The following is an 11015-nucleotide window of genomic DNA, read 5'->3' as shown; positions in this document are numbered from 1 at the left end:
GGGTAGGCAGCCTGGCCCTGGCCGTGCCACCAGCGGCGGATCGATTCCACCGCGAACGCGGCGGTGTCGTGATCGGTGCCGACGTTGACCCAGCCGGTGTTCGCGGTCAGATCGTAGATCCCGTAGGGGACGACTTTGCCCAGCTGCGGGTCGGCGAAGTCGTGGACGCTGACCGGGACAGGCTCGCCGGCGGGACGCCACTGGCGGCCGCTGTTCTTGAAGCCGCCGACGAGCTCCTTCTTCTTGGTGTCCACGCTGATCACAGGCTGGCCGGCGTCCCGGTAGTTGCGGGCCTGCTCGTTGAGGTAGCGGAACTGGGCGTCCCGGTCCGGATGCTGACTGCCCTCGAGCGTCTTCGCGTTGGCCTGAAGACTGAAGCCTTCCTCCCGCAACAGGTCGCCCACGGTATCGGCGCTGATCCGGTGCCCGGCCCAGGCCAGCTCCGCCGCGAGCGTGCGGGTCGATTTCACCGTCCACCGCAGCGGCGACATCGGGTCGCCTCTCTCCTCGGGCTCGACCAGCGCCAGCAGTGCCGGCCGCAGCCCCGGATCCAGATCGGCGACCCGTTTGCGTCCTCCGCCGGGACGCCGGACCCGCCCCAACGGCTCCTCTCCGGATTCCAGCTCGAACACGCCATTGCGGACCGTCGTCTCGCTGACCTGGGCCGCCCGAGCAACAGCTCGGATGCCACCATGCCCCAGCAGTCGGGCCTCGGTTCCCATCAGCAGCCGCCGCTGCCGCTCGTCCAGATGTGGGAACAACACCGCAAACTTTGCGGAGAGTTGGTCACAGATCTCGTCCGGGATGTGCATACCACACCAACGAGCCCCAGGCCGGGAAGCAACACCTTGATGATCTGCAAGCCCCTAGGGCGGCCCCGACCCGTTGAGCCAGAACGCGCCGTAGAGCGCGGCGGCAAGTATCTCCGCCCCCAATACGGCGTAGACAAGGAGGGGTTTGGTCTTGGCCATCGCGGCTGCCAGGGGAAGCAGCAACGGGAAAGCCGGCATCAACAGCCTGGGCTTCGAGCCGAAGTAGCCCGAGGCGCCGAGCGCCATGGCGACCACAATGCCCGAGTAAATGACCAACTCGTAGGACCGCGACTGCCTGAGCACTATTCGATGCAAAAAGAAAGCGGCGGCAATCATCGCCACCAGCAACAGTGGCCAGCCAATCTCGAAACCCACGCCTGACGCCACGAAGCGAGAAAAGGAGACCCCACCGTCGAACCCATTGCCCCACTGGGCCTGGACATCGAGGTACCCGAACAGATCCCCCTGCCGAATACCCACCCAGAGAACAAACCCAACAGCCCCCAGCGGCGCGACAACCCCGGCCACGACAACGCGCCACAACTCCGTCCCGCCGAGGCCCCGTTCCCTCCTCCACCGCAGAACTTCCCGCACGCCGGCGAAAACGACGGCGGCGGCCACCGCGAGCCCCACCGGCCGGGTCAGCCCCGCGGCGCACGCCAGGAATCCCGCCGACAGCCATCTGCCCCGCATGACCGAGTACAGCGCCCAAGCGGCCAAGGCCACGAACAGCGACTCACTGTAGGCCATGGACTGCACGATGCTGACAGGAAGAGCGGCCCAGAGACACACCGCGATCAGGGCAGCGGACTTGCTGTAAAGATGCTCCGCGATCAGATAGATCCCGCACGCGGCGAAAACAGAAGTTACGGCGCTGATCAGCAACCCCGCATCAGCGAAGCCCATTCCGAACACCGCCGAAACGCCTTCCTCCAGCCACGGAAGCATAGGAAAGAACGCCGTACTCGACAGATGCCGCCCATCGGGCGCGACCAACGAGAAGTCATATCCATGCTGGGCGACGCGTTCGTACCAGAGGGAGTCCCACCGCTGCGAGAGCAGTTCACGCATGCCGGTCCCGGCGGATCGCGACCAAACCCCCAGAACGAGAAGGCAGAAGAGCCGCACAGCACAGAACAGCACGACGACGCGCAGCATTTCACGATTGACCGCACCAAAAGCGCGGGCAACTGGCCCCCTCGAAACCGAGCCCCGCCCACCTTCAGCCGACCGCGCCGACGTCCACCCTGTTTTCATCCCACCCGATCCACAAGCCGACCGACAGCGCCCACAAGAGCCTTCAGCATGACAGGCCCCTTACGAGGGCTACCGACGGCCCGAAAGGCAGGTCGCTCAGGATGCCGCCCCGGCGGGCCGGCTGGAGCAGCAGGCGTCACAGTCGGCGGCGGCGCCCGGGTCGGCGTTCTTGGCGAGGGTGTCGGCGTCGGCCTTGACCACGTAGACCTCCCACGGCTCCTCGCCGGGACCGTGCACCCACACCTTGTCCTGGAGGGCGTAGCAGCAGGAAGTGTCGTTCTCCTCGAACGCGGCGAGGCCGGCCCCCTTTAGCCGAGCGGTCGCGGCCGTCACCTGGTCCGTGGACTCGACCTCTACGCCGAGGTGGTCGAGGCGGGTTTCCTGTCCGGGCTCGCCTTCGATCAGTACGAGCTTGAGCGGGGGCTCGGTGATGGCGAAGTTGGCGTATCCCTCGCGTCGCTTGGCCGGTTCGGTGCCGAACAGCTTCGAGTAGAAGGTGACCGACGCTTCAAGGTCGCTGACGCGCAGGGCGAGTTGGGCACGGGACATGACACGACTCCGATCGGCTTGTATTGACGCTTGTCGATTCAAGGTTGCGCCTTGCATCGAAGAACGTCAACATAGAAGCATGTCGAAACAAGAGCTCGTGGTGCTCGGCCGAACCGACAAGGCCGACGAGACCGACGCCTGCTGCCCCGGCCTGCTGACCGCTCCCCTCGACGAGGAGCAGGCAGTGGACCTGGCCAAGGTGTTCAAGGCGCTGGGCGACCCGGTGCGGCTGCGGCTGCTCTCGATGATCGCCTCGCGCGCGGGCGGCGAGGTCTGCGTCTGCGAGCTGACCCCCGCCTTCGACCTCTCGCAGCCGACGATCTCGCATCACCTCAAACTGCTTCGACAGGCGGGGCTCATCGACTGCGAGCGGCGCGGTACGTGGGTCTACTACTGGCTGCTGCCCGAGATGACCGACCGCCTCGCGGGCGTCCTGACCCGCCCTGCGGACGTGACCTCGTGAGCACCGCACCCGAGCAGGCAGTCGCCGGCCGCCTGTCGTTCCTCGACCGCTATCTCGCCGTCTGGATCCTCGCCGCCATGGCGCTCGGCCTCGGACTCGGCCGCGCCGTGCCCGGCCTCGGGGACGCGCTCGCCAAGGTCACCGTGACCGGCGTATCGCTGCCGATCGCGCTCGGTCTGCTCGTGATGATGTACCCGGTCCTCGCCAAGGTGCGTTACGACCGCCTCGACACCGTCACCCGCGACCGCCGCCTGCTCCTGCCGTCGCTCCTGCTCAACTGGATCGTCGGCCCGGCGCTCATGTTCGCGCTGGCGTGGCTGTTCCTGCCCGACCTCCCCGAGTACCGCACCGGCCTGATCATCGTGGGGCTGGCCCGCTGCATCGCCATGGTGATCATCTGGAACGACCTGGCGGGCGGGGACCGCGAGGCCGCCGCCGTCCTGGTGACCCTGAACTCAGTGTTCCAGGTGATCGCGTTCTCGGCCCTCGGCTGGTTCTACCTCTCCGTACTGCCCGGGTGGCTCGGCCTTGAGCGGGCCGGCCTCGACGTATCCGTATGGGAGATCGCCCGAAGCGTACTAATCTTCCTCGGCATCCCCCTCGCCGCCGGCTACCTCACGCGGCGGATCGGCGAGAAGGCCAAGGGCCGCGCCTGGTACGAGGCGAAGCTGATCCCGAGGATCGGGCCGTTCGCCCTGTACGGCCTCCTGCTCACGATCGTCATCCTCTTCGCGCTGCAAGGCGACGCGATCACGTCACGGCCGCTCGATGTCGTACGCATCGCACTGCCGCTGCTCGCGTACTTCGCTGTCATGTGGGCCGGCTCGATGGCGGTCGGCCGCGCCGTCGGACTCGACCACCCACGTACGACGGCGCTCGCGTTCACGGCGGCGGGCAACAACTTCGAGCTGGCCATCGCGGTCGCCATCGCCACGTTCGGAGCCGCTTCGGGACAAGCACTCGCCGGCGTGGTCGGACCGCTCATCGAAGTGCCGGTGCTGATCGGCCTCGTCCACGTCGCGCTGTACGCCCGCCGCTTCTTCCCCTCCCCCGTACCCGTGACCGAGAGAGACCCCGCCGCCCATGTCTGAACTCGCCCTGCCCACCGTGCTGTTCGTCTGCGTCCATAACGCGGGCCGCTCCCAGATGGCCGCCGCGTTCCTCACACACCTCGCGGGGGACCGCGTACACGTACGCTCCGCCGGGTCGGCCCCCGCGGACAGCGTGAACCCGTCGGTCGTCACGGCGATGGCCGAGGCCGGCATCGACATCTCGGCCGAGGTACCGAAGGTGCTCACCACCGAAGCCGTGCAGGCGTCGGACGTCGTGATCACGATGGGCTGCGGCGACACGTGCCCCGTCTTCCCGGGAAAGCGTTACCTCGACTGGCAGTTGCCCGACCCCGCCGGCCAGGGCGTCGAGGCGGTGCGCCCCATCCGCGACGCGATCGAGACCCGGATCCGCACCCTGATCGACGAGATCACCGCCGCATAGCGGCGGCTACCCGCCCCGCTCAGCCCGGCGGCCACGGTGTTCCGGACACGGCTGGTCAGTCGACTTCGGTCGTGGCTTCCTGGATGGCATTGTCGAAGTCCTTTGAGCTCACGCCGAGTTCCTTGGCGACGTGCTTCTCGGCCTTCAGTCCCGCCTTCTCCACCACCTGCTGGAGCTTGCTCTCTCCGACGATGGCCAGAGCGGCCTCCCCCTCATCGATGGTCTCCCCGAACGCCTTGACGTCCGCCCGGGACATGCCCCGCCACAGGTGGCCGCCCACCCCGCCCGCCGCCGCACCGACGACGGCGCCGCCGATGATCGCGGGCGGGAACAGCAGGCCGACCAGCCCACCGACGGCGGCACCGCGCCACGCCCCGTGCCGGGTGGACGTCTCGTCCTTGTTGACGTGCACCTTGCCGGTGTCGTCCTTGGTGATCACGGAGGCGTCGTAGGTGCCGATCGCGCCGGCGGAGTGGAGGTCCTTGACGATGTCGTAGTCGGCACGGGCCGCGGCCTCGCTCGGGTAGGTGCCGATGTAGATGAACAGTGCGTCGGGACGCGCCATGATTTCCGTCCTGTCTGTCCGCGCCATGTCCGGATGATCACGGCGATGGGTGTGAGGCCGCAGGACGAAGCCCGTGGGCGGCGGATACCGGCGGCGGTCAGGAGCGTGCGGTCCGCTCCAGCAGTGCCAGGATGCGTGCTGCGGACCAACCTGGCACCCGGAGACCGAGGTCGAGCAAGCGACGGCGGTCCGGGTACGACGCAATGGCGCGGGACGGCCCACTGAACACGGGCGGACGCGATTCCTGCGCCACGCCGCCAGCAGGGTGAACGCTGCCGTGCCATTCCGGCGCCGCAAGAATCTCATCGCGATGGAAGGTCTCGGTCGGCGGCCAAGTGTGAGCGGAACGCCCTCAGGCTGATCGTGGTGGCGCTTCGGCGGTGTGCTTGGCGAGCAGGCTTGCGAGCAGCATGACGAGCAGAGCGATCCCCACGCCACAGAACGTCCACAGCACCCGGTAGCCCTCGGCGGCATAGTCGGAGGGCTGCCCGACGTCCACGAGGATGAGCGCTCCCATGGCTACGGCCGCAGAGTAGAGCGCATAGTTCCAGCAGCGAATTGCTACCGCGGGCACCAGCAGCAGCGCGGCTGCGGCGGCGCCGATCAGCGCGCCGGTGAGGCGCTGAGCGGATACGAGCGTGGCCTGCTCCAGGCTGGGCTTCATCGCTACGATGGCCGCGATCGGCAGCCAGGTGCCGTGCGACAGGTTCAGGCCGAAGGCAAGCGCGACGGTACAGGCCATGACCAGAGCACGGATCAACGCGAACATGATCAACGGTGGGGTCAGCTTCCGCCGTACGGTGCCACCGGGGAGTTCCGCGACCGGCTGGGGCCGGTCCTCGCGCCCGCGGATCAGCCACACAACGAACGTAACCAATGAACCAGAGGTTCAGAAGCACGGCGGTGACGAACCCGCGCACCCCGAACGCGGCTGCCAGGCCGGCCGCCAGAGTGACCGCGAAAGCCGCCAGTACCATCCAGCCCCAGGCGTCGCCCCCGACGCTGGATCCCAGCGCGGTCAGGCCTGCACCGACCACTGCAAAGACGGCAATGTGCCAGGCGCGGTACCCGTAGCCGCCTCCAGGGTCAGCCAGCCACGCGAACAGCAGGCCGAACAACGCGCTGAGAAGATACTGCTCGTGCCCGATCGCCCGGAAGACGATCAGCGGCACCAGTGCGACATCCAGGAACATCACCCCTCGCGGCCAGTTGAGCCCCGCGGGATTGAGCTCGAACACCTTCGACAGCCCGCTCATGACCTTCCCCGTGTGAATGGGCCGTTCTTCCCGTCCGCCCGCACTGGCCATGCCCGTCCTCGCTCGCGCTGGTCGCCGGGTGTTCCGCCGCAAGCCCCGCGTTCTCCGATCCCATCAAGATCGCCGCGGAGCGACCCGCAGGCCCCGATCAGAGACGACACGTCCACCAGCCGAACGGCGCATCAGAACCCCCGCACTGTGGGGGATGCTGACCGCCCCTCAGACAGGGGCACTTCGGCACGCGCCAGAGGCCCCGGACTCGTTGTCCGGGGCCTCTGGTCTGCTGTGCACTCGGCAGGATTCGAACCTGCAACCTTCTGATCCGTAGGATCGGGCAGCCCGCCTTGAGCCGCGCTGATGGTCCCTCGCTCCGCTCGCTCAAGTTAGCAATCATGTGCGTGCGTGTACCGTCGTTGCCGTCAGCGTTGCCGTCACGCCAGATCCGAGCGCGCCCCAGCCCCAGAGACCCAGAGTCGGACTGATGCCCTCTGACGCTGGCCACAGAGATCGGCCGCTTGCACGGATCCGTGTGACGTCATTGCCATCACGCCGCAGAGCCGCCTGCTCAACTGCCAGCTCCGGGCGCCGCTCTGTCCGTGTCGCGCAAATTCTCCCAACTGTGTTCCCAGCTTGGAACTTGGTGGATACGCTGCGTCCTACACGATCAGCAGTGGGTGACCTGGAGGTTGCGTGGCGGATCCCATTGACACGACGGCTCCGGACGACCACGGCTCTGACACAGTTGAGCGGTTCGAATATCAGGTACATGCTTCCCTGCGCTCGGTCCTTCAGATGCTAGCTGGCACAGATGTAATACATGTGACATGCGAACACATCGAAGACATCGTTGTAGCGAGCACTCCCGGTGGATATTCGCATCAAGATCCATGGTGGGATTTCCAGCAAATAAAGACCCGCGACAACCTGGAATCTTGGGGTTTCTCCGCCGTGCTAGACGCGAAGCCGCTGTCTAGCCTTTGGAGAACTCACAAAGCCGTTCGAGATCTCCAGCTGAAGTACCATCTCACCGCCGGCCTAGAGGGCTTTCTCGATCCAGGTGATGAAGACGTTCAAGCTTTGGCTACTGGGCGAGGTGCAGACAAGGAAGCCCGACTCAATCGAATTGCCCGACGAGTAAAGATCACGACGGCAGAGGCCGCGAGCTTCCTACCTTTGGTCAGAATTGAGCAGCTTCCACGTAGGGCGGATATAGAGCATAGAAATATCGCCGCTCTTACCGACCTAGCCCCGGAGCTCATAGGTAGCGAAGTCAAGGCTCTTTATGAGGAGCTTGTTCGACGGGCACGCGAAGCCATGCAAGGCAAACTCGGGCCCCGCTGGCCGACACTCATCACTGCGCAAAACCCAGAAGACAGAGTACTGCAAAAAAGGATCACCACGGCAAGTGTTTCTGACATCCAGCGCCGCCTAAAAAGGCCGGATCACGTGCTGCTGAAACGCATCACTCGGGATCTTACTCAGGTTCAAACTCCCCTTTCTAGAAAGATGAACGCCGGATCCGTCTCACCTGGAATTTTGGAGAATGCTCAGCTACTCCGAGCCAATGCCGACAGCTACAGACTAACTGAAGAAGCGATGGGCACTTGGAAAGGAGATGAAGGACTAGAGGAGGACTTGGATCAACGAATCCTTGTTGCCGCACGCACACTTGTCGCACTTCATGGTGAGGCACGTCCTAGCCCAGCCGATACCATCTTTTCCGCCTTGCTGGACAAGCTGACGCAACAGGCTGAGACTTACGACCGAAGTCCCCTATACGGGAAAGATGGAATGCTCCTAACGGGGAGAGCTTGCGCTCTCTCCGATGCCTGCCACTTCGGGTGGGGGAACGTCAAATGAGTCATAACCGAGCCGCACCCTCGGCGGATGCACAGGCCCGTCTGCTACTGCTCATTGACGTGTTCTCTGGAAGTCGCGGAACGGAAGCCGTGGAAGGAAGGATGAAGCTCGCGAAACTTGATTTTTTCTTGCGGTACCCGGATCGACTTGAACAACTTCTACACAACCGAAAGGTGGATGTCGATCTGACAGAGAACCCCTGGCTCACAGGCGCCATCGAGCAGCGAATGATTCGATACAGATACGGCCCCTGGGACCCTGCATATTACGGCCTCCTTGGAGCATTGATAGGAAAGGGGCTGATCGAAACAACAATGGAGAAAGGAAATTCCGCCTACCGAACAACAGAAGCCGGTCGGCAAGTTGCGAACGCTCTCTCAGACACCGATAGCTGGCGTCCTGTTCGGGATCGCGTCCGCGTACTGAAGCGACATTTGAACCTAACAGGGACAAAGCTCCGAGATCTGATCTATGAGAACTTCCCGGATATCGTTGAGGCCGACCTAGGGACGCAGCTATGAGAGTGAAAATCGAAAATCTCACGCTGATTGGCACGTCTCGATCTGTTGACTTTGCTTCAGGGATGAACACAATCACGGGCGGGATGAGCGGCGGAAAGACCGCCGCGGTAAGTTGTCTCCGAGCTCTGCTAGGTGGCAAAGTCGATGTCGTTCCCGAACTTGAAGGAAAGACTATCGGAGGTACTATTCTAATTGGTGAGCGTAGGTTCAGAGTCATCCGTCGATTGGTGACAACCCCTAACGCTAAGGTTGAAATAGCAGAAGTCGATTCAAAGAATGCCTGGCGCCTCCCAGTCTCTCAATTGGAACCCGGTTATGATCTAACGTTCCGCGATTGGCTACTCGAACAGCTTGGGCTACCTCGCGTTCGAGTGCCGAAGGCACCTACAAAAGACACTAGTGAACTAACCCCGGTATCGATTAACGACTACCTGATGTACTGTTTCCTGCGACAGCAGGAAATTGACACCTCAGTGTTCGGAACGCCCGATAATTACAACAAGAACATCAAGCGCAAATACGTATTCGAGATTTTGTACGGGCTCTACTCTCCGAAGGCTGCAATCTTGCGCGAGCAGCTAAGAAGGGTAACTGCAAAACTCAATACGCTGACCGTCGATGCCGAGACCCTGGAACGCATCCTGGCCGAAAGTTCGTTTGCATCGCGCGCCGAGCTGGAGGTGGATCAGGTTGCAACTCAGAACGGCCTGCGCCAGGTTCGAACAGCTAGCAGAGGACTGCCGCGCGAAAATCACGACCCGCGCACGGTGGAACTAAGAAAATCTGTCTCACAAGCAGACTCCGAACTAGGTGCAATTGACCGTGCAGTGCAAGCCGAAACCACTTCACTGGAAGCGCTTCTGAACCTTCGAGATCAACTCGTCGCTCAGAGCCGTAGGCTGACTCGGGCCCTAATTGCAGAACGATTGCTGAATGATTTCGAGTTTCACAGTTGCCCGCGATGTGGTGCTGAAGTTGCCGACCGCGGTGACGAAAACACTTGCCGACTCTGTCTGCAGGAACCCCCTAATAAGCCATCTCCAAGCACACTGGCTGCGGAGCAAGACCGTGTTATCGAGCAAGTTGCGGAGACGGAGCAGCTTATCGAGCGCAGCGAACTAAGGCTTACTCAGCTTCACCAAACGCGCGCGACTCAGGCTGAAATCAGGAAAGAGATTGGGGATCAGCTTGACCAGGCTTCCGCATCATATTTTAGCGACTATGCTGATGTGATCCGTAGCCAAGCTGCAGATGAGGCGCGGCTCGAAGAGCACCTCGCGCGTATCAAGGATGCTTTGAACTTGCATCTCCGTTTGGAGGGCCAGACAGAGCGCGTTGCAGATCTCGAGCGCGAGAGGGACGAACTCACAGCTGAAATCGAGCGAACGCGTCACAGTGACCCCTCAGTCGCTTTCCGCCTAGCACGCCTAGATTCGATCTTCGAGTCGCTCCTAAGGGAAATCGACGTCCCTCGATTCGAGGAAAACGCTGCCTCTTTAATTGACCGCAAAACTTATCTACCAGTCGTAGATGGGCGTCAATTCAACAAACTGCAGTCACAAGGCGTTTCCGTGCTTGTCAACGTGGCCCACGTATTGGCACACCAAATCGTTTCTCTCGAAGATCCTGGGAGTCTCCTTCCCAACATCCTTATCCTTGATGGTGTGGGAAGCAACGTGGGGCATGAAGGCGTCGATCTGGAACGGCTGCGGAACATGTACCGTACCCTTCGCCGCGTCACAGTCGATCACCCTGAGTTGCAAATTATTGTCACCGACAATGATCCACCCCCCATCGACGACGTCTATGTCGCTTTGCAACTCTCAGACACGGATCGATTCGTGCCAAGCGATGAGGATGAAGACCAAATCGCCGCTGATGCCTAGTTGTAGCGTCACAATGTGCGGCCAATCAGGTTGGCTTACGCCTCCCTTTACACACTGCATCCTCTCGGCCGGCTCAGGTGGGCCAGGTGAATTATGACGGCGTAGAGCGTGGGTCAGTGGTCACCACGTTCGTAGTCCAGCCAGGTCTTCCATGTACTCGGTGTAGCGAGCCTCGACTGGCGGGCCCGGGTGAGTCCTACTCTTTCGGGGGTATTAGTTCCTCTCGCGCGAAGGCCCCCAGGCAGTCCAGTGCATGGTCACAGAGTTCGGTGAGGATTCCCACCGAACCCCCGAGCCCCGGTTCGGTAGTGTCCGACCACGCCAGGAGTTCGGCGGTCTTGCTGAGCCGTAG

At 62.9% G+C, this 11015-nt stretch carries 11 protein-coding genes; 6 read left to right on the top strand and 5 right to left on the bottom strand.

All coding sequences use genetic code 11. The features are described from left to right. From ACFWV8_RS33615 to ACFWV8_RS33605, 3 genes are all read right to left on the bottom strand, one after another. A partial coding sequence (locus tag ACFWV8_RS33615; protein WP_384213174.1) for an ISAzo13 family transposase occupies positions 1–812 on the bottom strand: 812 nt, incomplete at its 3' end. 54 nt (positions 813–866) lie between these two features. Beyond that, positions 867–1970 carry a glycosyltransferase family 39 protein gene (locus ACFWV8_RS33610; protein ID WP_384213171.1) on the bottom strand — a complete coding sequence of 368 codons (1104 nt, stop codon included), beginning with the start codon at positions 1968–1970 and terminating at the stop codon, positions 867–869. A 195-nt stretch (positions 1971–2165) separates the two neighbouring features. After that, complete coding sequence (locus ACFWV8_RS33605; RefSeq protein ID WP_384213168.1) at positions 2166–2618, bottom strand: ArsI/CadI family heavy metal resistance metalloenzyme; 453 nt, start codon at positions 2616–2618, stop codon at positions 2166–2168. Between the two features lie 79 nt (positions 2619–2697). On the opposite strand from ACFWV8_RS33605, the gene ACFWV8_RS33600 reads away from it, so the two are divergent. Genes ACFWV8_RS33600 through ACFWV8_RS33590 form a run of 3 tightly spaced genes read left to right on the top strand, consistent with a single transcriptional unit; the run spans position 2698 to position 4575 of the window. Next, on the top strand, positions 2698–3081 hold the full coding sequence (locus tag ACFWV8_RS33600) for an ArsR/SmtB family transcription factor (RefSeq protein ID WP_384213166.1): 384 nt from the start codon (positions 2698–2700) through the stop codon (positions 3079–3081). After that, a complete protein-coding gene (gene arsB, locus ACFWV8_RS33595; RefSeq protein ID WP_384213162.1) occupies positions 3078–4172 on the top strand; it encodes an ACR3 family arsenite efflux transporter in 1095 nt (364 codons plus the stop codon). Before ACFWV8_RS33600 ends, arsB begins: the two co-directional genes overlap by 4 nt. Next, positions 4165–4575, top strand: a complete 411-nt coding sequence (locus ACFWV8_RS33590) for an arsenate reductase ArsC (protein WP_384213159.1) — start codon at positions 4165–4167, stop codon at positions 4573–4575. The genes arsB and ACFWV8_RS33590 overlap by 8 nt, the downstream gene beginning before the upstream one ends. A 55-nt stretch (positions 4576–4630) precedes the next feature. Here the strand turns inward: ACFWV8_RS33590 and ACFWV8_RS33585 are convergent, their stop codons facing one another. Both ACFWV8_RS33585 and ACFWV8_RS33580 read right to left on the bottom strand, forming a co-directional pair. Next, positions 4631–5140: a DUF1269 domain-containing protein gene (locus ACFWV8_RS33585; protein ID WP_384213157.1), complete on the bottom strand. Its 510-nt coding sequence runs from the start codon at positions 5138–5140 to the stop codon at positions 4631–4633. Between the two features lie 352 nt (positions 5141–5492). Continuing rightward, positions 5493–6017, bottom strand: a complete 525-nt coding sequence (locus tag ACFWV8_RS33580; RefSeq protein ID WP_384213154.1) for an FUSC family protein — start codon at positions 6015–6017, stop codon at positions 5493–5495. A gap of 1069 nt (positions 6018–7086) precedes the next feature. Here ACFWV8_RS33580 and ACFWV8_RS33575 point away from each other — a divergent pair. From ACFWV8_RS33575 to ACFWV8_RS33565, 3 genes are all read left to right on the top strand, one after another. Continuing rightward, on the top strand, positions 7087–8256 hold the full coding sequence (locus ACFWV8_RS33575; protein WP_384213151.1) for a dsDNA nuclease domain-containing protein: 1170 nt from the start codon (positions 7087–7089) through the stop codon (positions 8254–8256). A 101-nt stretch (positions 8257–8357) separates the two neighbouring features. Next, positions 8358–8777 carry a hypothetical protein gene (locus ACFWV8_RS33570; RefSeq protein WP_384213149.1) on the top strand — a complete coding sequence of 140 codons (420 nt, stop codon included), beginning with the start codon at positions 8358–8360 and terminating at the stop codon, positions 8775–8777. Continuing rightward, positions 8774–10663: a hypothetical protein gene (locus ACFWV8_RS33565; protein ID WP_384213146.1), complete on the top strand. Its 1890-nt coding sequence runs from the start codon at positions 8774–8776 to the stop codon at positions 10661–10663. The genes ACFWV8_RS33570 and ACFWV8_RS33565 overlap by 4 nt, the downstream gene beginning before the upstream one ends. Positions 10664–11015: the final 352 nt, after the last annotated feature.

Source organism: Streptomyces sp. NPDC058665, assembly GCF_042714995.1.
GTDB lineage: Bacteria > Actinomycetota > Actinomycetes > Streptomycetales > Streptomycetaceae > Streptomyces.
Note: the sequence above shows the minus strand (reverse complement) of the source record. Positions and strands in the feature narration are given on the sequence as shown.

Bases quoted from the DNA above. Each gene is read 5' to 3' on its own strand.
- ACFWV8_RS33600 (WP_384213166.1), top strand. From the start codon at position 2,698: ATGTCGAAACAAGAGCTCGTGGTGCTCGGCCGAACCGACAAGGCCGAC.
- ACFWV8_RS33585 (WP_384213157.1), bottom strand. From the start codon at position 5,140: ATGGCGCGTCCCGACGCACTGTTCATCTACATCGGCACCTACCCGAGC.
- ACFWV8_RS33610 (WP_384213171.1), bottom strand. From the start codon at position 1,970: ATGCTGCGCGTCGTCGTGCTGTTCTGTGCTGTGCGGCTCTTCTGCCTT.
- ACFWV8_RS33590 (WP_384213159.1), top strand. From the start codon at position 4,165: ATGTCTGAACTCGCCCTGCCCACCGTGCTGTTCGTCTGCGTCCATAAC.
- ACFWV8_RS33570 (WP_384213149.1), top strand. From the start codon at position 8,358: ATGAAGCTCGCGAAACTTGATTTTTTCTTGCGGTACCCGGATCGACTT.
- ACFWV8_RS33565 (WP_384213146.1), top strand. From the start codon at position 8,774: ATGAGAGTGAAAATCGAAAATCTCACGCTGATTGGCACGTCTCGATCT.
- ACFWV8_RS33605 (WP_384213168.1), bottom strand. From the start codon at position 2,618: ATGTCCCGTGCCCAACTCGCCCTGCGCGTCAGCGACCTTGAAGCGTCG.